The sequence below is a fragment of the Rhizobium sp. BK181 genome, assembly GCF_014193305.1.
Lineage (GTDB): Bacteria > Pseudomonadota > Alphaproteobacteria > Rhizobiales > Rhizobiaceae > Rhizobium.
In genome coordinates this window covers 83,601-108,160 of the sequence record NZ_JACHZA010000012.1, presented here as the reverse complement: position 1 = coordinate 108,160, position 24,560 = coordinate 83,601, and the positions used below count along the sequence as shown (strand labels likewise).

Genomic DNA, 24,560 nt, shown 5'->3' with positions numbered 1-24,560 from the left:
TAATCTCTTCGTCAGTGACGCCGGCGCCTCTCGCGCCAGCGTGCAGAGGTGATTTGAATTGTGTTTTCAGTTGTTTGCGTCGACGACTGCATCTGGCGTAACAAAGGCAGCGTAGCTCGGCAGGACTTCGGTTACCTTGCCCTGGTCCTTCAAAAAGGCGGCGGTATCCTTGAGGATTCTGGCGGCACCCGACTTGTCGCCGCCGCCAAGCCAGGCCTCGGATGCCTGCACCTCAGGCGTAAGAAGAGTGAGGTTCTTCAGCGCGGAAGCTTGCTGCTCGGCAGTTCCGCCCAAAGTCTTGGCAAGCAACCGTGCATTCTCGCTATCGCCATCCCAGGCCTTCTTGTCTGCCGCGAACGAGGCGTAATAGGTGTTGATGACGCCGGCAAAACTCTTCAAGAACGCGGGGTTTTCATCAGCAAACTTCGATGCGGCGACCCAGGCGGAGAAAGTGGGCGCACCCCGGTCCGCAACGTCCTTGGATGTGACCAGAACCTTGCCGTTCTTTTTCAGTTCGGTCAGTGCCGGATCCCAGACGAAACCGCCGTCAATATCGCCGCGGTTGTAGCTCGCAACAATCTCCGGCTGCGGAATGGCGAAGACCTGTACATCCTTTTCTGTCAACCCGATGGACCTGATCAAAGCAAGGAGCTGGTAGTGATCCGTGGAGACAGGAGCCGCGGCAAGCTTCTTGCCCTTTAGGTCGGAGACCGACGAAATCCCGGAGCCGTTGCGGACGACGAGCGCTTCATCGACGCCAGAAATGGATGAGAGGTAGAAGGCCTTGACCTCCAGTCCGCGTGAGGTTGCTGCCGCAAACGGGCTCGAGCCGACGTAGCCGACCTGAACATCACCAGCAGCGATGGCGGCAAAGATCTCTGCACCCGAGTTGAACTTGCGGAAGTCGATCTCATAGCCGGTTGCCTTGGCAAACTCACCATTGGCGATGGCGACCGATGACGGAAGCGCGTCGGTCTGATATGCGACAACGACTTTCTTTTCCGCTGCCCCTGCAAGAAATGGTGTCAGCAGGCTGGCCGACCCTAGGGCCACTGCCACCAAAAGTGCTCTCAATTTCATGTTTCGTCCCCTTGCGGCTGAACATCGTCACCGCGTGAAGTTGTTTCGACACGGAGACACTAGGGCAGGGACTTGCTCCCACACAGCTAAAACCATCTAATTTATAGACTATAGAAACAATATTGTTTTGGCATGAGTTACGGGGGCGACCGGCTGAACCTTGGGCTGTTTGCGCCTGCCAATGGTCATGTTGATGGAAACGGAGCGACACGTGGTCAGGCACGCTCATGCCAGATGAGGGGTCCTATAAGCAGGCTGTCGTGATTGATCCGGCTGGTGATTGGATAGCCACTCGTTGTGCACGGCCGGACCCCACCGTATCGGACGTGCCTGCCACCAACCTAGCTGCTCCACAATCGATCGAGATCTGGGGTCTCAGAGCGAATTGATGGAGATGAGAAAGCAGGGCGCTTCGCCGTGGAGTGTGACGTCCACCCCTCTGGCCCCCTTCAGGAGGATTGTGTCGCCTGGTTCAAGTTCGACATGTTGGTCGCTCCATTCGACTGCAAGCGCAGCCTGGCGGCAGAGCAGAAGACAGGTCTGGGCCTCGGGTCGCATGGATGTAGTCGAGTTGACAGCCAGTCTCTCCACCCGATGCCGCAGCATGTTGCGGCGCGTCATGACGTTGAGGTCCGTGATCGGACCATCTGGCAACGCTGCAGACACGGCAACATCGGCCGGAAAGGCGAGGGGAGCGCTCTCTTGTGTCAGCAATACAGGAGCGTGTCCATCGATCGCCAGCGACATTCCGTTTCCCTCGAGGATCGACAGCGTCCGGTCGACGCCGGCAAAGATCGAGAACGGTCCATCCGTGGCAACGATTGCCATGCTGATGCGCCAATCAAAATCGCTTATCGGCGCCCCCTCTGGCGAAACCGCGATCTCGATGGTTTCGCCCCCGCCGTTCTTCCACGGCATACGGCGATAGGTCCTGGACTTGAGCACGGTTGCGCGGATCATTTTCGTTCCTGGATTGCAAGGACGACGGAGTGATTGGTCGCGTCCACGCCGAAGATTGAGGAGGTTGTCACGGTCACGATGAAGGCTTTTTTCGGGTAATCGGGCCCCATCGGATTTGGGGCCCGGTATCCTTCATCAGTTCCCGAGAATTGCCGGCAGGCGCAAGCCTTGCTCCCTGGCACAATCAAGGGCGATCTCGTAGCCCGCGTCAGCGTGACGCATGACGCCTGTCGCCGGGTCGTTCCAGAGGACACGCTCGAGGCGGCGAGCTGCATCGTCGGTGCCATCGGCGCAGATCACCATGCCGGAATGCTGGGAGAAGCCCATGCCGACGCCGCCACCGTGATGAAGCGATACCCAGGTGGCACCTGACGCGGTATTCAACAGAGCATTCAGAAGCGGCCAGTCGGATACGGCATCCGAGCCGTCCTTCATCGCTTCGGTCTCACGGTTCGGGGAGGCGACAGAACCGGAATCCAGATGATCACGGCCGATAACGATAGGAGCTTTCAGCTCACCGTTCCGGACCATCTCGTTGAAAGCAAGGCCGAGACGATGGCGATCGCCAAGACCGACCCAGCAGATGCGTGCCGGCAGGCCCTGGAATGAGATCCGCTCTCTCGCCATGTCAAGCCAGTTGTGGAGATGCTTGTTGTCGGGAAGAAGTTCCTTCACCTTCGCATCTGTCTTGTAGATATCTTCCGGGTCGCCAGAGAGTGCAGCCCAGCGGAACGGACCAATACCTCGGCAGAACAGTGGCCTGATATAGGCTGGCACGAAGCCCGGGAAGGCGAATGCATTCTCCAAACCTTCGTCCTTGGCGACCTGGCGGATATTGTTGCCATAGTCGAGTGTCGGGACGCCCGCATCCCAGAAGGCAACCATTGCCTCGACCTGCTGCTTCATGGAGGCGCGCGCAGCAGCTTCCACAGCCTTCGGATCACTTTCGCGCTTGGCCTTAGCCTCCTCGACCGTCCAGCCAGCGGGCAGGTAACCGTTGCGCGGGTCGTGCGCCGACGTCTGGTCAGTCACCATGTCGGGGCGTGGGCCGCCCGCCTTCATGCGACGAACAAGCTCGGGAAAGATTTCCGCGGCATTGCCGAGGAGACCCACCGATTTTGCTTCCCCGGCTTTCGTCCACTTGTCGATGAGAGCGAGCGCCTCGTCGAGTGTCTTTGCCTTTTCGTCGACATAACGCGTACGAAGGCGGAAATCGATGCGGGTCTCGTCGCATTCGACCGCAAGGCAGCAGGCTCCCGCCATGACAGCCGCAAGCGGCTGAGCCCCACCCATGCCGCCGAGACCGCCGGTAAGAATCCATTTTCCCCTGAGGTTGCCATTGTAGTGCTGGCGTCCAGCTTCGACGAATGTCTCGTACGTACCCTGTACGATCCCCTGCGTACCGATGTAGATCCAGGAACCGGCCGTCATCTGGCCGTACATGGCAAGACCCTTCTTGTCGAGCTCGTTGAAATGATCCCAGGTCGCCCAATGCGGGACAAGGTTCGAGTTTGCAATCAGAACACGCGGGGCATCCTTGTGTGTCCGGAACACGGCAACCGGCTTGCCAGACTGCACCAGCAGCGTCTCATCCTCGCTCAGCGTCTTCAGGGTCGCCGTGATACGATCGAAGTCGTCCCAGGTGCGGGCTGCCCGGCCGATGCCGCCATAAACCACGAGCTCGTTCGGATTTTCGGCCACGTCAGGGTCGAGGTTGTTCATCAGCATGCGCAATGGCGCTTCTGTCATCCAGCTCTTGGCAGTGAGCTCGTTGCCGCGCGGCGCGCGGATTTCACGGATGTTGTGGCGTGGATTGGATGTCATGCGTGTTCCCCTTGTGGAGTGATTTCTAGCGTTTCAGGCCCTGAGCGATCTGTTCGATCCGCAACAGGATGTCTTTCAGATGTATCCGCAGGCGGTCGGCCTTATGGCTGTCGTAGGCAAACGGTGTCGCTTCGGTCTCAAGATGGGTTGATTGCGCAAGCTCCATCTGGATGGCATGTACTCCCGTTTCCGGACGACCATAGTGGCGGGTGGTCCAGCCACCCTTGAAGCGGCCGTTGAGCACGCTGTCATAGCCTTCGGCGGCTCCGACAACGGTCAGCGTCGCCTGCTCGATCGCGCCATCGCAGGTCTTGCCCATGTCCGTCCCGATGTTGAAGTCTGGCAACTTGCCTTCGAAGAGGAACGGGATGTGGGAGCGAATGGAGTGGCAATCGTAAAGGATTGCCACACCGTGGTCTGCTCTGACGCGCTCGATTTCGGCGGCAAGCGCCGCATGATAGGGCGCATGAAAGTCCCGCACCCGCAGAGCGATGTCGGCCTCGCGCGGCGACTCGCCATCTTTCCAGATCGCTTGCCCATCGAAGTCCGTTTCCGGGACCAGACCCGTCGTATTCTGCCCGGGATAGAGGCTTCGCCCCTGAGGATCACGGTTCGCGTCGATAACATACCGATGGAAAGTCGCGCGAACAGTCGTAGCGTCGGCGAGGAGGCCGTCGTAGAGCCGATGGATATGCCAGTCGGTATCGGCAAGTTTCCTGCCATTGTCATTCAGGCGATCCCAGATGCCCGCAGGGACGTCGGTCCCGGTATGAGGAAATGCGAGGATGACCGGCGAGGTCCCCTGCCTGACTTCGAACACGGACATGTCAAGCCTCCAGGACCGGAAGAATGCCGCGCGACACAGATGCATTGAGTGCACCGGTCGCAATGAGATCGCCCGCTGCCTGAAGGTCGTTGGCCATGTAACGGTCGAGATCCAGCGTCGAAACTGCGCTGCGGATCGCGGTCAGTGCCTTCTGCAACTCCGGACTGGTCGAAAGCGGCGCACGGAATTCGACCCCCTGGGCCGCCGACATTGCTTCGATGCCGATAATGCTGAAGAGATTGTCGGTCATCTGCAGCAGGCGTCTGGCACCGTGGCAAGCCATCGACACATGGTCTTCCTGATTGGCGGAGGTCGGCGTTGAATCGACGGAGGCAGGGTGGGACATCTGCTTGTTCTCAGACATCAACGCCGCGGAGGTGACTTCCGCGATCATCAAGCCGGAATTCAGCCCCGGCTTTTTTGCAAGGAAGGCTGGCAATCCATAGGATAGCGCAGGATCGACCAGCAAGGCGATGCGTCGCTGCGCGATCGCTCCGATTTCGCATATTGCGAGCGCAATCTGGTCAGCCGCAAATGCCACCGGCTCGGCGTGGAAGTTGCCGCCCGAGACAACAGAGTTGTCGGACAGCACCAGAGGGTTGTCCGTTACTGCGTTGGCTTCGGTCTCCAATGTCCGCGCAACCATCCGCAGGAGATCCAGGCAGGCGCCGTCGACCTGCGGCTGGCAGCGGATACAGTAGGGATCCTGAACCCGCTCGTCGCCCTCGATATGGCTTTGACGGATCACGGAGCCTTCGAGAAGCGCTCGAAGCGACGCGGCCGTATCGATCTGCCCCCGATGACCGCGCAAGGTGTGGATATCCGGGTGGAATGGTGCGGACGAGCCCATTGCCGCGTCAGTGGACATGGCACCGGTGATCAGGGCTGCCTGTGCTGCGCGATGCGCCCGGAAGAGCCCGGCCAGCGCAAGAGCTGTCGAGGTCTGCGTACCGTTGATCAACGCAAGCCCTTCCTTTGCGGCAAGGACAACCGGCTTCAGGCCGGCTTTCTCGAGAGCCACATGACCGGAAAGACGAGCGCCTGCAAAAAAGGCTTCGGCTTCTCCCATCATGACGGCCGCCATGTGGGCGAGTGGGGCAAGGTCTCCCGACGCGCCCACGGAGCCTTTTTCTGGAATGACGGGGATCACGCCCCTTTCCAGCATGCCTTCGATCAACCGGACCAGCTCGAGTCGAACCCCGGAGGCGCCACGGCCCAGGGAGACCAGCTTGAGGGCCATGATCAAACGGACGACGTTCTCGGGCAGTGGTGCGCCGACGCCGCAGCAATGCGAGAGGATAAGATTGCGCTGAAGCGTGGCCACATCAGCGCTGTCGATCTTGATCGACGCAAGTTTCCCGAAACCGGTATTGATGCCATAGACAGGCTGATTGCCGGCAGCGATTTCGGCAATACGCGCTGCCGCCTTGGCGATACCAGCATCAAACGATGCGTCCAGCCTGGCCGGCTCTCCGGTCCAGTAAATGGTCTCGAGCTGCTTGAGAGAAACGGTTCCGGGATGAAGGGTAATGGTCAATGGTCGATCCTTTCGCCCTTGAAGACATGTGCGTGAAGCGGATTAAAGCCGATGCGGTAGACGAGCTCTGCCAGGCTCTCCACATCCCAGACGGCGAAGTCCGCCGATTTGCCGGTTTCGAGAGTGCCCGTTTCGTCAAGCAGCCCAAGAGCCCGCGCGCCCTCGCGCGTGACCCCCGCAATGCACTCCTCCACGGTCAGGCCGAAGAGGGTGGCGGACATGTTCATCGTCAGCAGCAACGACGTCAGCGGCGAGGTGCCCGGATTGCAATCCGTCGCGATGGCAATGTGGGCGCCAGCGTCTCGCAGTGCCTGCAGGGGGGGCTTCTGTTTTTCGTTGATGGCATAGAATGCACCCGGCAACAGGACGGCAACCGTCCCGGCCTCAGCCATCGCGCGAGCGCCCTCCGGATCAAGATATTCCAGGTGATCGGCAGAAAGCGCCTTGTATGAGGCTGCGAGCTTCGCGCCCCCGAGGTTTGACAACTGCTCGGCGTGGAGCTTGACCGGCAGACCGAGGGCGGCTGCCCGATCGAAGACTCGAGTGATCTCCGCGGTTGAGAACGCGATCGTCTCACAGAATCCGTCGACGGCATCGACAAGGTGCTCTGCATGGGCATTTTGCAAAGCCGGGATGACTACGTCGGTGATGTAGTCGGCATTGCGCCCTTTGTATTCGACCGGAGTGGCGTGAGCACCAAGATAGGAGGTGACGACCCGAACCGCACGGACGCGTTCGAGCCGGCGCGCAGCGCGCAGCATCTTGAGCTCACCGTCGACGCTCAATCCATAGCCAGACTTGATCTCGATGGTGGTCAGACCTTCGGAAAGAAGCGTATCCAGTCTGGGAAGCGCTGCTTCCACGAGGCCTTCCACCGAGAGCGCGTTCGTCGCCTTGACGGAGGAGACAATCCCACCACCAGCCCGTGCAATCTCCTCATAGGTAGCCCCTTGGAGGCGCATCTCGAATTCGCGGGCGCGGTTGCCCCCGTAGACGATATGGGTATGGCAGTCCACCAGACCGGGTGTAACCCAGCGGCCTTCGAGATCGGTGATCTGTGCCCGCTCGATTGCCGCCACCGGCAGGTCGGCCTCCGGGCCGACAAAAGTTAGACGGCCATTCTCGGTGACAATGGCACCCTTTTCGATGATGCCGAGACCCAATTTTTGCTGCTCGAGCGTCGCCAATCGCGCGTTCCGCCACAGATGTGGACGGAGATCTCCGGATGCGTCGCCGGTTGAAATTTTGTTCCCAGTCATCAGCTTTGCGCCTTCCCTTATGTGGAAACATGTATATACATAACAGGAGCGGTGACAAGTGAAATTTTGTGCATCCTCCTCAAAAAGGAAGATGTGCAGTGCCAAAGAGGAGAAAAGCCTAATGACCGGACCTGTCGCGACCAGACTTCACGCCAGCGCGGCTCTGCTACCGGGAGGCTGGCGCGAGAACGTGCGCCTGACCATTGCAGACGGACGAATTGAAGACGTTCAGACAGGTGTTGACGCCGGACCCGGTGACGAGCATCACCAAACGATCGTTCCGGCGATGAGCAACCTCCATAGCCATGCTTTCCAGCGCGCAATGGCTGGCCTTGCAGAGGTCAGGGGCCCTGCGAACGACAGTTTCTGGAGTTGGCGCACCGTCATGTACCGGTTTGCCCTGTCTATGGAACCCGAGCACGTCGAGGCCGTTGCCGCCCAACTCTACATGGAAATGCTCGAGGCCGGCTTTTCGCGCGTCGGAGAGTTCCACTATCTTCACCATGACCGGGACGGAATGCCCTATGGCAATATTGCCGAACTCGCAGAGCGTATCGGTGCGGCAGCAACCACCAGCGGGATCGGCCTGACACTTCTTCCGGTCTTTTACGCCCATTCCGGCTTCGGCGGTAAGACGCCGATTGATGGCCAGCGACGCTTTATCAATAACCTGGACAGCTTTGCCGCTTTGATGGAGGGCTGCCGCGGGGTGACAACCGCAATCCCCGGCGCCGAGCTTGGCATCGCGCCGCACAGCCTGCGGGCCGTAACACCGGAGGAACTTGCCAAGATCGTGCCGCTTGCCGGCGACGGGCCGGTCCATATCCACATCGCCGAGCAGGTCAAGGAAGTGGAAGACTGCGTGGCGTGGTCAAGCGCACGCCCCGTGGAATGGCTGCTTGCAAACGCACCTGTTGATGAGCGCTGGTGCCTGATCCATGCGACACACATGACCGACGCAGAGACACGCGGCATGGCGCAGAGTGGCGCGATTGCGGGTCTTTGCCCGATCACGGAAGCCAACCTTGGTGATGGTACATTCCCCGCGCCACTTTTCATCGAAGAAGGCGGGCGCTTCGGCGTCGGCTCTGACTCGAATGTTCGCATCTCCCTGCCCGGGGAACTGTGTCAGCTCGAATATTCATTGCGACTCGCCTTGAGAGGTCGCAACGTCATTGCCGCCCCTAGCGGTTCGACCGGGCGGAACCTTTTCGATCGCGCGATCGGTGGCGGTGGTGACGCGCTCAAGGCTCCAGGTGGTATCGCAAAGGGAAACCACGCCGACCTCGTTTCGCTCGACGCAACCGCCGTCCCCTATCTCTCCGGCGACCAGCTGCTCGATCATTGGGTCTTTGCCGGTGGCGTCACCATCGACAGCGTCTGGACGCTTGGACGAAAACAGGTCTCGAGCGGACGCCACGTGGCGCGCGAGGACATCAACCGAAGGTTTCTGAAGGCGATGGGCGAGCTCCTGACAACATAGGGCTTCCCTCGCCGCGGTATACCGACTAGAGCGGGAGTCACCAACTGGAGCGTGGCGATGAATCAAGGCAAGGACACAACCTTGCACCAGCGGATCGTGAGCGAGATCGAAGGCCGCATCGTCTCGGGCGAATGGCCTCCTGGCCATCGCATTCCGTTCGAGGTGGATCTCACCAAGGAATATGACTGTTCGCGCATGACCGTGAACAAGGCGCTTACGCAACTGGCCAAGGCGGGTCTCATCGAGCGCAGGAAAAAGTCGGGCAGTTTCGTGACGCAACCTCAAGCGCAATCGGCGGTGCTTGAGATCCACGACATCCGGACGGAGGTTCAGTCACTGAACCTCGCCTATTCCTACGCCGTATCGAAGCGCGAGCAGCGCAAGGCGAGGCCGGACGACATCAGGCGCCTCGATCTTGCATCGGGATCGTCGGTGCTGGACGTATCCTGCATTCATCATGCGGGCGGGCGGCCCTTCTGCCTGGAAGAGCGCCTGATCAGTCTTTCAACTGTCCCGGAAGCCGCCGAAGAAAATTTCGCTGACATGGCGCCGGGTGCGTGGCTGATCAACCAGATACCGTGGAGCAGCGCCGAGCACCGAATCCACGCCGTCTCGGCCGGCGCCGACGAAGCCATTGCCCTGGATATACCGCGTCATACCGCCTGCCTGGTTGTCGAGCGACGTACCTGGAGCAATGTCGGACCAGTCACCCATGTCCGCTTCACCTATCCAGGTGACCGCCATGCGTTGGTAGCGCGCTTCACGCCGGCATCGCAATAGCAAGTCGGCAGCAACCATTATCGACGGGCGTAGGATATTCCCCGTTGCAGTGCTTCAGTAACAGATTTTGACGGTAAGAGCCTTCGTGCGGGTCCACACCGCCCCCAACGCGGCTTCGCCTGCAAAGCATGTGCAATCAGGGCCTTTTGCTATGGAGCGGATGGCAGGCTGTGGATAGCGATATCTCCAGTTCTCGCTGCAGCTGTATTTTGCTCCTTTCCGGAAAACGTACGGTGCCCACCAAGATGACGAAATGTTGATTGGTTCGGCCTATTTCCGAGAAGCCCGGTGAGGCTAAATTCTATCACCGATAGTGTTGCACGGGGGCTGTGATGGACACGCTTCGAAGAATGATATCCGTTGGAATGCTCGTCGCTATTGCAGGTCTCGCATCGGCCTGTTCAACCAGCTCAGAGGCACCCCTCACGACGGGATCGGTCGGGTATGGCAGACATAATGCCGACTTTGATCTCAGACCGGCGTGCAGTGGCGGATTCGGCAACGATCGACCCTGCAGCTATTAGGCGCTTTTACCAGATCAACGGGGTGATTTGACGTCGCCGACACGCGTTGCACTTCTGGGTCGACGACCGTTCGTCCAAACGGGCCGGAGCGTGGCGTCCCTCTTGCTGCGGACGTCCTCTGCCAGACTTGCCGGGTTTCGTAGACGATCTCGGTTGGTGTCTCGCCAATTCTAGCGAAATTGATTCACGACAGAGTACTTTCCGGCTTCCCAGGCCCTCATCTCGCCGCCTTCACAACTGTAGTTTTCATCGGTCTCTGATATTCCGATCCCGATGCCCTCGATGCCTGGATCATCGAAGACGACAAACACATCGGCTTTTCTGACTTTCCGCTGCTGGAAATCTTTCAGGATGTACTTGTAGCACTCGATATCCTGGCGCGAATTCTGAATTAAGATCTGAGCTTCAATCTGTTTGTGACCTCCGATAGCGGGCGCATTTCGGCGAGCGCTGGAAAGGCGAGTGCGAGCATCGGGAAAGCCGCCAGGGGGAAGGGGCATCTGTTCATTGATTGTCGACACCAGAAGCCAGCGATCGGAAATGAATATGAATTTTCAGTCATAAGGTCAGATCCCTCAGAAATTGCAAGTGATCAACGCTGCCTCCCATGTTTTGGGGAGAAATACCCTCACCACGGCTCGCACTTCACGTTACCTGCTGCTTGCGCGAAAGACTGCCCCGATTGAACCGCACGGCCTTTGTCGTCATGATGAGGGCACCTGACATCGAGACACACGACGGCGATGCGTATCTTTCTGGTCCGACATGGCGAATCCCTCGGCAACATTGATGAAAAGGCCTACGGGCAGTTCGGCGACCACAATGTTCCTCTGACGCAATGGGGTTACCGGCAAGTGCAAACGGCCGGTCAGGCGTTGGCGTCCTACCTCGCGGGACTGCCGCAGACCGGCAGCGCCAGCCTGGACATTTGGTACTCTCCCTATTTGCGGACCCGGCAAAGCAAGGACGCGCTTCTCGAAACCCTACCGCCCGAACGGATAGGCGCAATAAGGGAGGATTACCTGCTTCGCGAGCAGGACTTTGGCCTTTTCACGGAAATATACGATCATGCGGAGCGTCGGCAAAAGTTTCCGGACGAGTTCGAAAAATGGGCCAGGCTGCGCAGCACCAGTGGAAAATTCTATGCAAGGCCGCCCGACGGGGAGAGCAGGGCGGACGTCGCCCAGCGTCTCCGGCTTTTCCTGCAAACGGTAATCGACGATGTGTCCGGAATATCCAACGATGTCATTATCGTGGGACATGGGGTGACGAACCGGGCGTTCGAAATGAATTTCCTCCACCTTGCTGTCGACTGGTTTGAGCGCTCCGACAATCCAGGAAATTCCGACGTCACATTGATCGAGGGAAACCGTTCCTCAGGATACAGCTCGTCCCTGCTGCACAAGGCGACCGACCGGATGGAAGGTGATGACGAGCTGCGTATGGCCCACGGATCAGAATTGACGATTGCCCCGAAACAAAAACCATAGGCAGACGTCATCGCCGATGTTAATGGCGAGCAGGGGACAGGCCGCACTCGGTAACCTCCGGCTCGTCCTTGATGCTGGCTTTGATCCGCAGTTCCCAATCCGGACCCAGCTGAAAACCGTGCGCCCGCAGCATGTCAGCCACCTTAGGACAGTCTGCGGGACTGTCGTACTGGCCAGCAAGAGAAACCTCGATGAGCGTCTCCCCGGCGTCCACTGCGCAATCGCCGTTCAGGCCGGTCCCCTGAAGAAACGAGCAGACGGCCTGGGCGCGCTCCAGGCCTGTGCCATCGTTGGAAACGACCGGTGAGCCGGCCGCCAGAATGGCAGCCTCAAACAGCGATACCAAGGTTTTCATCGTAGCCTCCGTGGAGGGAGACATCCGCACCGGTCAACCGATGACTGGAGGCCTCCGTCTTCCTTCCAGGAGATGAAGGATGAAGGGGACATAGGTCGTATATCAGAGGCGGGAAGGGCGCCCCTCGGGATTAAGCGAGCGAATGGAATTTCCGTGGAATGTTAACCCACGAGAAGCCGTGGTTAAGGCGGAAAAGGATGCCACCGCTGGGGTGAGCGGCGGCCAATTTTCCAATTGGACGTTGATTTTTTTGGCACTTTAAGAAGACAGCTGCTCTTCTGCTTACAATACGCTGCCAAAAACTTGTTCTGAGCTGCCATATGCCTCATGCCAATAGGCGATTGGTGCCGGTGGGTGACGGTGAAATCTCGGATGCGCCGTTACCTCCTGAACGTCTCATTGTATCGGTTGGAGCCGCCGATACTGAGAGGGTGTGCTCCCAGTTCAGCGCTTGCAGGCGTGGGTGAACGAGCTGGACTGGTGAAATCCAAGCAACCAGGCGATCCGGGAAGCCTGCAGACCATCCTGCATGCAGGTAATCGTCAGTTCATGTCTCAGACCATCCAATATCAACCCGAAGGCCGTTCCCTGCGCAGCCAGGCGCCGCGCGAATGTCCGCTCGCTGACACCCAGTCGGTGCGCAACATTGTCGGCACTCGCTTCGCCATGAGGCAATAGAGGCGAGATCGTGTTCTCCACCAGCGTCCATGGTCGACACACGCGCGGTGATGGCTTGCTCGCAAAGTCCGACAACAGCTCGGTGAGGAAGGGGTCTATACCGATGACCGGAAGGCCAAGGACGGCTGCGTCGAACGTCAGGCCATCAGAGTAATCGCCGAATTGCACGTCGCAGCCGAATAGAGACTTGATTTGAGCGAGATCTCCGGAGCAATGGTGTGCGAGCGACACACTCAGAGGGATAATCCGGCTTCCCATCAGTTTGCGGCATACGCGAAGAAGCACCGAGGCGACGAACTCGGCGTGATGTCTATCGGTATGGCGCGAAAACCGTTCGAAGGAAACTGCGGGTCGCAGTACGCCCCCCTGATTGTCGAACCGAAGTTCCAGCGTCTGATCTCCGGAAGGTCCAGTTGGGTCGCTAGACTCAGTCCGAACTTGTGCGCCTCAGAAGCGGCAGCGGATCGCTGTCTTCCCGCTTGATCCGCGCGAGCGCAAGCTGTGAAGCAAACCCTATCGCGGTCGCAGCAGCAGCTAGCCCCTGAAACTTGTTCTTGAGGACTTGAGACATCACTCCCCCTGGTCTCGTGCTTATAAGTGCCAACAACATGATGAGGCCTCTCGTAGCGGAGGGCAAATGTGGTCCTGGCGCGAACGGACGGAAATTTCGGAGAAAATTTCAGCCACCTGTCGATTTTCGCTTTTGTCAAACGTTCCTTGTCAGGATGGCGACCGGTGCAAGGTTCGCCGGCGTTTTAGAACAAAGGAGGAGTCTCGTGATGGATCAGAACAACCTTGTCTCTGCCAGAGAACTGGCAAGAAGAAACGCCCTCACCTTTCCAAACGAAAGTAGCGAATACAGGCAGGCGCGCGACGAACTCCTTGCCGAAGAAATCGAGCTGCGCCGCCATATCGAGCGCGTCGCCGAGCAGCGTCGGGCTTTGCCGCCAGGTGGCGAGGTAACCAGAGACTACACATTCCGGGGGCCGGATGGCGAAGTCACAATGCATGACCTCTTTGCCAACAAGACCACGTTGGTGATCTACAGCTACATGTATGGACCCAATCGCGAGCGGCCATGCCCAATGTGCACGTCCATGCTGTCTGCCTTCGATGGCGAGGTTCCGGACATATGCCAGCAGGTTGCCTTTGCGGTCGTTGCGCGTTCGCCGATAGACCGTTTGCTGGCGTTCAAGAAGGAGCGGGGCTGGCATCACCTCCCACTCTATTCCGATACAACGGACGAATTTAGTCGTGACTATCATGCCATCGGACCCGATGGCAGTGACGATGCCGCCTATAATGTCTTCACCCTGAAGAATGGCGCGATCCGTCACTTCTGGAACCCGGAAATGGGACCGGCAACCGCCGATCCCGGTCAGGATCCGCGCGGCGCACCGGATTTCATGCCTCTCTGGACCGTCCTCGACACAACCCCGGAAGGCAGACCGGCGACCTGGTATCCCAAGCTCACTTACGACCTCGCCCGGTAGCCGGCGCGTTTCGCGGGCGTCAGCGCACCTTGCCGACGCTCGCATACATGCCGGTCGTGCGGAACTCTGTCGGATTGGTTCCGTATACCCGCCGGAAGACCTTGGAGAAATAGTTTGCGTCTTCGAACCCCGAGCGGATCGCCACTTCCTTCACCGGCATGTTGGCGGTCTTGGTCAACAGCTTCACAGCCCGCCTCAACCGCTTTTGCAAGACGAACTCAGCCGGTGGGAGGCCCTCATTGGCTGCGAACATTCGTGAGAAGTGGGCCCGGCTGAGGCCGGCGATCCGGGCAAGATCCTCCACGGGCAAGGGACGCTCGAGGTTTGCCGAGATGTAGTCGATGACATGCTGCATCGTACGGTATTCCTCACTGAAAACCGGATGCGATCCAAAGACATCGTCGTACAGCGCCATCGCGGCCTCGTAGGCGATGGCGGAGGCGAGCCCCGGCGTTTCCGCGCCATTGATCAGGCGCAGGCTGCAATCCGCAAGATGCTCGATTGTTTGCGGCTGCAGCTTCAGGATCGGTCCCGTGACGGCAAGTATCGAGCGATGGATACGCAGCGCCTCCTCACCGTTCATCGAAATCCAGAAGAACTCCCAGCGATCACCGTCATCAAGCCAGTAGCGATGATTGTGGGGGACCAGGACCAAAAGCGTCTCGCCTTCCTTGACGCGAAGTTGGCGGTTCTCGTACCGCAGGTTTCCCGCCCCGCCGATCGTGTGCTGCAAAACGGTAAAAGGTGTTTGTCCGCGCTTGCGGCCGTCCCAGTCGTAGGTGGCATTTTCGCGAATCTCGTAGCCGGTGCTGGTGGGCATCGTATGCAGGCTCTGGCGGCCACGAGGCAGCGACACCGTCCGCATCACCGGTCCGTTGTCAATCAATTTCTGCAGCACAAAATTACCCATGAAAGCATAATCCTTCTCTGGCGGCATCGCCGAATATGCGCATAATCCGCCCTCAAGAGAGAGAACACCGCCAGCACCGAGGACCGGCGGGGAGGAGAATAAGCCCGTTTTCTGGCCTTTTCTAGCGTCGAGCGCAAGCCCGGGCGCTAATCTTCTTCTCATCGTTCAGCGACGGCAATTTTATCGCATTGAGGCAGGGATCATGAGTTTCAAAATCGCTATCATCGGCGCGGGCAGCGTCGGCTTCACGAAAAAACTGTTTACCGATATCCTTTGCGTTCCTGAGTTCCAGGACGTCGAGTTCGCGCTGACCGACATGAGTGAACACAATCTGACGATGATCAAGCAGATCCTTGATAAGATCGTCTTGTCCAACAAGCTGCCAACCAAGGTGACGGCGACGACCAACCGCCGCGAGGCCTTGACCGGCGCGCGCTACATCATCAGCTGCGTGCGCGTTGGCGGCCTCGAAGCCTATGCCGACGATATCCGCATTCCGCTGAAATATGGCATTGACCAGTGCGTCGGTGACACGATTTGCGCTGGCGGCATTCTTTATGGCCAGCGCAATATCCCGGTCATTCTCGACTTCTGCAAGGACATCCGCGAAGTCGCCGAGCCAGGCGCCAAGTTCCTGAACTACGCGAACCCGATGGCGATGAACACCTGGGCCGCGATCGAGTACGGCAAGGTCGACACCGTCGGTCTCTGCCACGGCGTCCAGCACGGTGCCGAGCAGATCGCCGAAGTGCTCGGCGCGAAGTCTCCTTCCGAACTCGATTACATCTGCTCGGGCATTAACCACCAGACCTGGTTCGTCGATCTGAAGCTAAACGGCCGCAAGATCGGCAAGGACGAGCTTGTCGCCGCCTTTGAGGCCCATCCAGTCTTCTCGCAGCAGGAAAAGCTGCGCATCGACGTCCTGAAGCGTTTCGGCGTCTACTCGACGGAGAGCAACGGCCACCTCTCGGAATACCTCCCCTGGTACCGCAAGCGGCCGGACGAGATCACCAAGTGGATCGACATGTCCGACTGGATCCACGGCGAGACCGGAGGTTACCTCCGCCACTCGACCGAAACGCGTAACTGGTTCGAGACGGAATTCCCGCAGTTCCTGGCTTCGGCCGAAAAGCCGATCGATCCGGCCAAGCGCTCGAACGAACATGCCAGCCATATTCTCGAAGCGCTGGAAACCGGACGCGTCTATCGTGGCCACTTCAACGTCAAGAACAACGGCGTCATCACCAACCTGCCGCCCGACGCGATCATCGAATCGCCCGGTTTCGTCGACCGATTCGGCATCAATATGGTCTCCAGCATTACGATTCCGGAAGCATGTGCGGCAACCTGCATGGCGTCGATCAATGTTCAGCGCATGTCGGTCCATGCTGCAATCAGCGGCGACATCGACCTCTTGAAGCTCGCCGTCCTGCACGATCCGCTGGTCGGTGCCGTCGCGACCCCGGAAGAGGTCTGGCAGATGGTCGACGAGATGGTCGTCGCCCAGGCCCGCTGGCTTCCGCAGTATGCGGATGGTGTTCCGGCAGCAAAGGAACGTCTCGCGAAATCGACCGTCAAGACCCGCGACTGGGCCGGTGCTGCCCGCCGCAACGTCCGTTCGATCGACGAACTGCGTGCCGAAAAGGCGGCGCTGAAGCAGGCCGTCTGAGTTTCCCGGAGGACGGGTGGCGATGGGGCTCCGGGAGGGACCCTATCGTCGCAAGCCTGTTGCCGGATCGTTTGAGGAGAACCGGGGTCGCCGCGCGCGCCTCGAAACAAGAGGGAGAGACGATGAGAAATTTCCGCAACCTTGGCATTCTTGCCGGACTGGCGCTGAGCGTCTCGGTCCAGGCTTTGAACGCTTATGCTTCCGAGCCAACAGCACCGCCCGTTCCGCCGCAATTTCCGGCGGAAGGCAAGATCAAATACGTCTCGAGAGATTCCATCGAGGAATTCAAGGCACTTCCATCCTACAATGAACCAGACTGGGTGAAGAAGAACTTCGTCGACACCGGCAAGCTGCCCCCGGTGAAGGATCGCCTTCCCAAGGAGCCGCTCGTCTTCAAGACCGAGAACATGGTTGACGGCATCGGGGTCTACGGCGACACCATGCGTCACGTTATCGGCGGCCGGCCGGAGGGTTGGAACTACGGCGCCGGCCAGACACAAGGCTGGGGTGGCATCGATATCGGCCTTTCGGAATGCCTGACGCGCACCGCACCGCTCTTCCAGGTCCAGGCCAAGGACACCGAACCGCTTCCGAACCTCGCCAAGGGCTGGGAGTGGTCGCAGGATGGTCACAAGCTGACGATGCACCTTGTCGAAGGTGCGAAATGGTCGGATGGCGTGCCGTTCAACGCTGATGACATTATGTTCTACTGGGAAGACGAGGTCATCGATCCGAACGTTTCGCCGCTTGGCGGCGGCGCTTCGCCCGAGGCTTTCGGCGAGGGAACGACGCTCAAGAAGATCGATGATTACACCGTCGAGTGGACCTTCAAGGAAGCGTTCCCGAAGCAGTATCTTTACACGATGGCCTATCCGAGCTTCTGCCCGGGCCCATCGCATATTCTGAAGCCGCAGCATCCGAAGTATTCGAAGAACACGTATGATCAGTTCAAGAATGCGTTCCCGCCGGAATACATGAACATGCCGGTCATGGGTGCCTGGGTGCCTGTCGAATACCGTCCGGACGACATCATCGTGATGCGCCGCAATCCCTACTATTGGAAGGTCGACGAGAAGGGCAATCAGCTGCCTTACCTCAACGAGCTGCACTATAAGCTGTCGACCTGGGCGGACCGTGACGTGCAGGCGGTTGCCGGATCCGGCGACATTTCCAACCTGGAGCAACCTGAAAACTTCGTGGCGTCGCTGAAGCGCGCCGCCGAGAAGACCGCGCCCGCACGCCTCGCCTTCGGTCCACGCCTGATCGGCTACAACATGCGCATGAACCTGTCCGCCAACGGCTGGGGCGATCCTGATGCTCGTGGCCAGGCCCTCCGCGATCTGAACCGCAATGAAGACTTCCGAAAGGCGGTCACCATGGGTCTCGACCGCAAGGCGATCGGTGACTCCCTGGTTAAGGGTCCGTTCACAGCGATTTATCCCGGCGGCCTCTCCTCCGGCACGAGCTTCTACGACCGCAATTCCGTGGTCTACTACCCCTTCGACCTGAAGGCCGCCAAAGAGCTCTTGGGCAAGGTCGGCCTCAAGGATACCGACGGGGACGGGTTCGTGAACTTCCCTGCGGGGACGGCCGACGGCAAGAACGTCGAGATCGTGCTGCTCGTCAACAACGGCTATGCAACAGACAAGAGCCTTGCCGAAGGCGTCATCGGCCAGATGGAAAAGCTCGGGCTGAAGGTGATCCTGAATGCATTGGACGGCCCCAAGCGTGACGACGCCCACTACAGCGGCCGCTTCGATTGGCTCATCCAGCGCAGCTCGCCGGAACTTGCCTCGGTTGTTCAGAACACCGAGCAGCTGGCGCCCGTCGGCCCACGGACGAGCTGGCAGCATCGCGCCGGCAAGGACGGCAAGGTTGATCTGATGCCCTACGAAGAAAAGCTGGTCGATATCGTCACAAAGTTCCAGACCAGCCAGGACAACAACGAGCGCGTCGAGCTGATGAAGCAGTACCAGAAGGTGGCAACCGAGAATGTCGATACGGTCGGCCTCACGGAATACCCAGGTGCACTGATCATCAACAAACGCTTCTCGAACGTCCCGGAAGGCACCCCGATCTTCATGTTCAACTGGGCCGAAGACTCCGTCATCCGCGAACGTTTGTGGGTGGCCGCCGACAAGCAGGGCAAATACGAGCTCTTCCCGGAGCAGCTGCCCGGCAAGCCCGGTGACAAGGGTCCGATCAACTAAGACTTCCCTCCCAACCGAAAAGCCGGTCGCGCGTGAAGCGCGGCCGGGCAATATCAACAAGCCGGCCGCACCGACAGGCGCGACTGGCGGCAAGGAGAAGCGAACCGTCCGATGTTACGATTCCTGCTCGTGCGCATAGCCTCCGCGATCCCGGTACTGATCATTTTGAGCATCGTAACCTTCGCGATCATCCAGGCTCCCCCCGGTGACTATGCCGACTACATCCGTTCGCAGCTGATCAATCAGAGTGGAGCGTCCTTCGCGGCCGCCGATGCGCAGGCCCAGGCCTATCGCGTCGCTCATGGCCTCGATCAGCCGATGGTGATCCAGTATTTCAACTGGATCAAAGGTATCGTGACACAAGGCGATTTCGGCTACAGCATGTTTTATAACAAGCCCGTGGCGGACGTTGTGGCCGAGCGACTGCCACGCACGTTGGCCCTGGCTTTGGTCTGCCACATCTTCGCGTCGGTGCTTGGTATCGGTTTTGGCATCTGGGCGGCCACCCGCCAGTACAGCTGGATCGACAGCCTGCTCTCCGGCGTCTCCTTCCTCGGCATGACGGTGCCGCGCTTCCTGATGGCGTTGATCATCGTCTATCTCCTCGTCTTTCAATTCAACGTCTCGGAAATCGGCAGCTTCTTCTCGCCGCAGTATGGCGGAGCGCCGTGGTCCTGGGCGAAATTCGTCGACCTCGTCAGCCATGTCTGGCCGGTCGTCGCCATCGCCACCTTTGGCGGTCTCGCCTACAACATGCGCGTCATGCGGGGCAATCTGCTCGACACGCTGAACGCCCAGTATGTCGAAACGGCGCGCGCCAAGGGATTGTCGGGTGGTGCGGTCGTCATGCGCCATGCTGTGCCAAATGCGCTCCACCCGCTCGTCATGTATCAGGGCGTCGTGCTCCCCTACATGCTGACTGGCGAAATAGAGACTGCAATCATTTTCTCGCTGCCGACCGTCGGCCCGGCCATCGTCGGCTCGATGGCAATCGGCGACGTCTACGTCACGGCAACCTTCATGATGGTCCTTTCGGCGACGCTCATCGTCGGCAACATCATCGCCGACATGCTGCTCGCCATGCTGGACCCGCGGGTCCGCCAGTACGGAGGAGCATGATATGCTCGCCTTTGATTCTGCTCCCCCACCGCCCCACGAAGAAACCATCAAGAACGCACCGTACGGCAACGAAAGCTATCTGTCGCTTGTCTGGCGTCGCCTGAGGCGCTCATGGACCGGCATGATGGGGCTGATACTCGTTGGTCTCCTGCTTTTCATGGCCGTCTTTGCTGATTTCTTCGCACCGATGGACCCCAAGGCGACGGACGTCGGCTTCGCGCCACCGCAGATGATCAGCTTCCACGACAAGGACGGCAACTTCACCTATTCGCCCCGCGTCTATGCACTCGGCGAATCCGAGGAGCTCGATCCCGTCACCTTCCAGCCAATCGTCGGCCCGGACTATGACAATCCGCGCCTGCTCGGCTTCTTTGTACCGGGCGCGGAATACAATCTCCTCGGGCTCATTCCGGCAAACCGACACTTCTTCGGGTCGATCGATGGCCAGCCGGTGCATTTTCTCGGCACCGACAAGTTCGGCCGCGACATCCTTTCGCGCGCCATTATCGGCTCGCGGATTTCGCTGACGATCGCGCTCACCGTGGTCTTCATCGTGACCATGATCGGCACGACGGTTGGCATGGTGTCCGGCTATTTCGGCGGCGCGTTCGATACCTGGGTGCAACGCTTCGTGGAAGTGGTTCTCGCCTTTCCGCAGCTCCCGCTCTACCTAGCACTGACCTCGCTGATCCCGGTGACCGCGCCAACCAATGTCTTCCTTGCATTCGTCATCGTCGTCATGTCGGCCCTCGGCTGGGCACAGATGTCGCGCGAGGTGCGCGGCAAGACGCTGGCGCTCGCACGCATCGACTATGTCCGGGCAGCGATGGCCGTCGGCGCTACCGACCGGCGTATCATCTTCCAGCATATCTTCCCGAACGTGATGAGCCACGTCATCGTTGCCGTGACGCTGCATATCCCGAGCGTTGTGCTGCTTGAATCCTTCCTCGGCTTCCTCGGCTTTGCCGTGAAGCCGCCGCTGATCTCTTGGGGCCTGATGCTGCAGGACACCGCCAATTACTCGGTGATTGGCACCTATCCGTGGATTCTGGCGCCCGTCGGCTTCGTGCTCGTCACCGTCTTCGCTTTCAACGCGCTGGGCGACGGCCTGCGTGACGCAGTCGATCCTTATTGAGGTGAAGAACATGGCACTTGCACTCGTCAACTCCTTCGCCCCATCCGTCCGTTTCGATCACGAAGCGCACAAGGAGAGCCCCGTCATCGACGCCCGCAACATCGGCGTGAACTTCAAGGTCGAGCAAGGCACCGTGGAGGCGGTGAAAGATATTTCCTTCCAACTCTACCGCGGGGAGACCATCGCGATCGTCGGTGAATCCGGCTCGGGAAAATCGGTGACAGCCAGAACCGTCATGGGACTTCTGTCGAAGCGTGCTGTGGTCGCACCGAAGTCGACCGTCAAATATGACGGCGCCAATATCCTGAAGTTCTCCGAGCGCCAGCGCCGCAAACTGCGTGGCGACCGGATTTCGATGATCTTTCAGGAGCCGATGAGCTCGCTGAATCCGATCTATACGATCGGGAGCCAGATCGTAGAGGCCATCCGGGTGCATCGCAAGATGAGCAGGAAGCAGGCGGAAGCCCGCGCGCTGGAGCTGCTGAAGCATGTTCAGATCCCCGATCCAGAAGCACGGCTCAAGCAGTATCCGCACCAGCTCTCCGGCGGCCAACGCCAACGCGTGATGATCGCCATGGCGCTCTCCAACGACCCCGACGTGCTGATTGCTGACGAACCGACGACGGCGCTCGACGTCACCGTCCAGGCGCAGATCCTCAACCTGATCCGCAACCTGCAGACGGAAATGCGGATGGCGGTGATCCTGATCACCCACGATCTCACGGTCGTGCGGCAGTTCTCCGACTACGTCTACGTCATGCAGCATGGCGAGATGCGTGAGCACAACACGACCGAGAAGCTTTTTGCCAATCCGCAGCATGTCTATACCAAGCACCTGCTAGGCTCTGAGCCGCGGGGGCAGGCCAACCCGCTGCCCGAGGGGTCCGACGTCATCCTCGATGCCAAGGGCGTACGCGTGTCCTTCATGATGCGGCATGGCAGCTTCTTCAAACCGCAACTGAAGGAGCTCGTCGCCGTCGACAGCCTCAGCCTGACACTTCGCCGCCACGAGACGCTCGGCCTCGTCGGGGAGTCCGGCTCCGGCAAGACCACATTCGGACAGGCGCTGCTTCGGCTGAACGACACCGATGGAGGCGAGATTTATTTCGATCGCCAGCCAATCCACGGAAAATCGCGTGCCGAGATGCGGCCGCTGCGCTCGCGCATGCAGGTCGTGTTCCAGGACCCGTTCTCCTCGCTCAATCCGCGCATGACGATCGGCCAGATCATCGAGGAGGGGCTCGTTGTCAACAAGCTCGGAGCAACAAGAGCCGAACGGCTCGACCGCGTCCGCGAGGCGCTGATTGCAGCTGGCATGCCAGGCAATATCCTGTCGCGTTTCCCGCACGAGTTTTCCGGTGGTCAGCGCCAGCGTATCGCAATTGCCCGCGCCATCGCGCTCGAACCCGAATTCATCCTGCTCGACGAACCAACGTCTGCCCTCGACCTGTCGGTCCAGGCCCAGATCATTGAGCTGCTGCGCAAGCTGCAGGACGAACGCGGCCTCAGCTATCTCTTTATTTCGCACGATCTCAAGGTCGTGCGTGCCCTCTGCCACCGTGTGATTGTCATGCAGCATGGCAAGATCATGGAGGAGGGGCCCGTCAACGAAGTTCTCACCAATCCCAAGACCGCCTACACGGAACGGCTCGTCAAAGCCGCTTTCGAGGTAGCCTGATTGCACATGCCGGAGGTTATAATGGCAAGAAATCCCAAGATCACGTTTATCGGAGCTGGCTCCACTGTTTTCATGAAGAACATCATCGGTGATGTGCTGCAACGCCCAGCCTTGTCGGGCGCCACGATCGCCCTGATGGATATCAACCCGCAGCGCTTGGAAGAAAGCGCCATCGTCGTCAACAAGCTGATCTCGACGCTCGGCGTCAAGGCCAAAGCCGAGACCTATTCGGACCAGCGCAAGGCACTTGATGGAGCCGACTTCGTGGTCGTCGCCTTCCAGATCGGCGGGTATGAGCCCTGCACGGTCACCGACTTCGAGGTCCCGAAGAAGTATGGTTTGCGTCAGACGATTGCCGACACGCTCGGAGTCGGCGGGATCATGCGTGGCCTTCGCACCGTCCCGCACCTCTGGAAGATCTGCGAGGACATGCTTGCCGTCTGCCCTGAAGCGATCATGCTTCAGTATGTCAACCCGATGGCAATCAATACTTGGGCGATCGCGGAGAAGTATCCAACCATCAAGCAGGTCGGCCTCTGCCATTCGGTGCAGGGCACAGCCATGGAACTGGCACACGATCTCGACATCCCCTACGAGGAGATCCGCTACCGCTCGGCCGGTATCAATCACATGGCTTTCTATCTGAAGCTTGAACATCGCCTGCCCGACGGATCCTACAAGAACCTCTATCCGGATCTCATGCGCGCCTATCGCGAGGGCCGCGCTCCGAAGCCGGGCTGGAATCCTCGCTGCCCGAACAAGGTCCGGTATGAAATGCTGACGCGGCTCGGCTACTTCGTCACCGAGAGCTCGGAGCACTTCGCCGAATACACTCCCTACTTCATCAAGGAAGGCCGCGAGGATCTGATCGAGAAGTTCGGCATTCCGCTCGACGAATATCCGAAGCGTTGCATCGAACAGATCGAGCGCTGGAAGGGACAGGCGGAGGCCTATCGCTCGGCTGACAAGATCGAGGTCAAGCAGTCGAAAGAATACGCCTCTTCGATCATCAACTCGGTTTGGACCGGCGAACCCTCGGTCATCTACGGCAACGTTCGTAACAATGGATGCATCACGTCGCTTCCAAACAATTGCGCCGCTGAAGTGCCATGCCTCGTCGACGCATCCGGCATCCAGCCGACGTTTATCGGCGATCTGCCACCGCAGCTCACGGCCCTCATGCGCACCAACATCAACGTTCAGGAGCTGACCGTCCAGGCCATGATGACGGAAAACCGCGAGCACATCTATCACGCCGCCATGATGGACCCGCACACCGCGGCCGAACTCGATCTTGATCAGATCTGGTCAATGGTGGACGATCTGCTCGCCGCCCATGGCGACTGGCTGCCGGCGTGGGCACGCACCGGCCGCAAGGTTCAGGCCGCCTGACCATCTCTCTCCCGGTCACGGCCATATGAAGTCCCGCGGCAATGCCGCGGGACTTTTCTTCTCCTACACTCTCACCAAGGTTGTTCCGGGCGGCTTCGCGGTCAATGAACGGAGCAATTCTCTCGCCACCAGGCAAGGCATTAGACGGTCTCCAGCAG

Annotated in this window: 22 protein-coding genes; 11 read left to right on the top strand and 11 right to left on the bottom strand. The window is 59.4% G+C overall.

What is annotated here, in order from left to right; genetic code table 11:
* Window positions 1-66: 66 nt before the first annotated feature.
* The 6 genes from tauA to hutI all read right to left on the bottom strand — a co-directional run bounded on the left by tauA (window position 67) and on the right by hutI (window position 7,486).
* A complete protein-coding gene (gene tauA, locus FHT77_RS22815) occupies window positions 67-1,080 on the bottom strand; it encodes a taurine ABC transporter substrate-binding protein (protein WP_183757123.1) in 1,014 nt (337 codons plus the stop codon).
* Between the two features lie 375 nt (window positions 1,081-1,455).
* The gene (locus FHT77_RS22810; protein WP_183757122.1) at window positions 1,456-2,040 is read right to left on the bottom strand and encodes a HutD family protein; all 585 of its coding nucleotides are present in this window, start codon (window positions 2,038-2,040) and stop codon (window positions 1,456-1,458) included.
* Window positions 2,041-2,175: 135 nt separating this feature from the next.
* Window positions 2,176-3,864 (bottom strand): urocanate hydratase, encoded by a 1,689-nt coding sequence (hutU, locus tag FHT77_RS22805; protein ID WP_183757121.1) that lies wholly within the window; start codon window positions 3,862-3,864, stop codon window positions 2,176-2,178.
* A 25-nt stretch (window positions 3,865-3,889) separates the two neighbouring features.
* Window positions 3,890-4,690: an N-formylglutamate deformylase gene (hutG, locus tag FHT77_RS22800; protein WP_183757120.1), complete on the bottom strand. Its 801-nt coding sequence runs from the start codon at window positions 4,688-4,690 to the stop codon at window positions 3,890-3,892.
* A 1-nt stretch (window position 4,691) separates the two neighbouring features.
* Window positions 4,692-6,227, bottom strand: a complete 1,536-nt coding sequence (hutH, locus tag FHT77_RS22795) for a histidine ammonia-lyase (protein WP_183757119.1) — start codon at window positions 6,225-6,227, stop codon at window positions 4,692-4,694.
* The gene (gene hutI / locus FHT77_RS22790) at window positions 6,224-7,486 is read right to left on the bottom strand and encodes an imidazolonepropionase (protein WP_183757118.1); all 1,263 of its coding nucleotides are present in this window, start codon (window positions 7,484-7,486) and stop codon (window positions 6,224-6,226) included. Before hutI ends, hutH begins: the two co-directional genes overlap by 4 nt.
* Window positions 7,487-7,607: 121 nt before the next feature.
* Between hutI and FHT77_RS22785 the strand changes: the two genes are divergently transcribed.
* The 3 genes from FHT77_RS22785 (at window position 7,608) to FHT77_RS32305 (ending at window position 10,273) form a co-directional block, all read left to right on the top strand.
* Window positions 7,608-8,969 (top strand): formimidoylglutamate deiminase, encoded by a 1,362-nt coding sequence (locus FHT77_RS22785; protein ID WP_183757117.1) that lies wholly within the window; start codon window positions 7,608-7,610, stop codon window positions 8,967-8,969.
* Window positions 8,970-9,026: 57 nt separating this feature from the next.
* Entirely contained in the window at window positions 9,027-9,749 is a 723-nt protein-coding gene (gene hutC / locus FHT77_RS22780; protein WP_183757116.1) for a histidine utilization repressor, read from the top strand.
* A 332-nt stretch (window positions 9,750-10,081) separates the two neighbouring features.
* On the top strand, window positions 10,082-10,273 hold the full coding sequence (locus FHT77_RS32305) for a hypothetical protein (protein ID WP_405049305.1): 192 nt from the start codon (window positions 10,082-10,084) through the stop codon (window positions 10,271-10,273).
* 170 nt (window positions 10,274-10,443) lie between these two features.
* On the opposite strand, the gene FHT77_RS22775 is transcribed toward FHT77_RS32305, so the two are convergent.
* On the bottom strand, window positions 10,444-10,794 hold the full coding sequence (locus FHT77_RS22775; RefSeq protein WP_246720079.1) for a hypothetical protein: 351 nt from the start codon (window positions 10,792-10,794) through the stop codon (window positions 10,444-10,446).
* Window positions 10,795-11,016: 222 nt separating this feature from the next.
* On the opposite strand from FHT77_RS22775, the gene FHT77_RS22770 reads away from it, so the two are divergent.
* Window positions 11,017-11,763, top strand: a complete 747-nt coding sequence (locus tag FHT77_RS22770; RefSeq protein WP_183757115.1) for a histidine phosphatase family protein — start codon at window positions 11,017-11,019, stop codon at window positions 11,761-11,763.
* Window positions 11,764-11,782: 19 nt separating this feature from the next.
* Here the strand turns inward: FHT77_RS22770 and FHT77_RS22765 are convergent, their stop codons facing one another.
* The 3 genes from FHT77_RS22765 to FHT77_RS22755 all read right to left on the bottom strand — a co-directional run bounded on the left by FHT77_RS22765 (window position 11,783) and on the right by FHT77_RS22755 (window position 13,367).
* Entirely contained in the window at window positions 11,783-12,118 is a 336-nt protein-coding gene (locus FHT77_RS22765; RefSeq protein WP_183757114.1) for a hypothetical protein, read from the bottom strand.
* 444 nt (window positions 12,119-12,562) lie between these two features.
* Entirely contained in the window at window positions 12,563-13,153 is a 591-nt protein-coding gene (locus FHT77_RS22760; RefSeq protein ID WP_246712684.1) for an AraC family transcriptional regulator ligand-binding domain-containing protein, read from the bottom strand.
* A 70-nt stretch (window positions 13,154-13,223) separates the two neighbouring features.
* Window positions 13,224-13,367: a hypothetical protein gene (locus FHT77_RS22755; protein ID WP_183757113.1), complete on the bottom strand. Its 144-nt coding sequence runs from the start codon at window positions 13,365-13,367 to the stop codon at window positions 13,224-13,226.
* Between the two features lie 208 nt (window positions 13,368-13,575).
* Between FHT77_RS22755 and FHT77_RS22750 the strand changes: the two genes are divergently transcribed.
* The gene (locus FHT77_RS22750; RefSeq protein ID WP_183757112.1) at window positions 13,576-14,289 is read left to right on the top strand and encodes a DUF899 family protein; all 714 of its coding nucleotides are present in this window, start codon (window positions 13,576-13,578) and stop codon (window positions 14,287-14,289) included.
* Window positions 14,290-14,308: 19 nt separating this feature from the next.
* On the opposite strand, the gene FHT77_RS22745 is transcribed toward FHT77_RS22750, so the two are convergent.
* On the bottom strand, window positions 14,309-15,199 hold the full coding sequence (locus FHT77_RS22745; RefSeq protein WP_183757111.1) for an AraC family transcriptional regulator: 891 nt from the start codon (window positions 15,197-15,199) through the stop codon (window positions 14,309-14,311).
* Between the two features lie 202 nt (window positions 15,200-15,401).
* Here FHT77_RS22745 and FHT77_RS22740 point away from each other — a divergent pair, with 202 nt between their 5' ends.
* From FHT77_RS22740 to FHT77_RS22715, 6 genes are all read left to right on the top strand, one after another.
* The gene (locus FHT77_RS22740; protein WP_183757110.1) at window positions 15,402-16,868 is read left to right on the top strand and encodes an alpha-glucosidase/alpha-galactosidase; all 1,467 of its coding nucleotides are present in this window, start codon (window positions 15,402-15,404) and stop codon (window positions 16,866-16,868) included.
* A gap of 122 nt (window positions 16,869-16,990) precedes the next feature.
* Complete coding sequence (locus FHT77_RS22735; RefSeq protein WP_183757109.1) at window positions 16,991-19,078, top strand: ABC transporter substrate-binding protein; 2,088 nt, start codon at window positions 16,991-16,993, stop codon at window positions 19,076-19,078.
* A gap of 111 nt (window positions 19,079-19,189) precedes the next feature.
* Window positions 19,190-20,197, top strand: a complete 1,008-nt coding sequence (locus FHT77_RS22730) for an ABC transporter permease (protein ID WP_183757108.1) — start codon at window positions 19,190-19,192, stop codon at window positions 20,195-20,197.
* Window position 20,198: 1 nt separating this feature from the next.
* Complete coding sequence (locus FHT77_RS22725; protein ID WP_183757107.1) at window positions 20,199-21,332, top strand: ABC transporter permease; 1,134 nt, start codon at window positions 20,199-20,201, stop codon at window positions 21,330-21,332.
* A 10-nt stretch (window positions 21,333-21,342) separates the two neighbouring features.
* On the top strand, window positions 21,343-23,010 hold the full coding sequence (locus FHT77_RS22720) for an ABC transporter ATP-binding protein (RefSeq protein ID WP_183757162.1): 1,668 nt from the start codon (window positions 21,343-21,345) through the stop codon (window positions 23,008-23,010).
* Window positions 23,011-23,031: 21 nt separating this feature from the next.
* On the top strand, window positions 23,032-24,402 hold the full coding sequence (locus FHT77_RS22715; RefSeq protein WP_183757106.1) for an alpha-glucosidase/alpha-galactosidase: 1,371 nt from the start codon (window positions 23,032-23,034) through the stop codon (window positions 24,400-24,402).
* Window positions 24,403-24,560 lie beyond the last annotated feature (158 nt).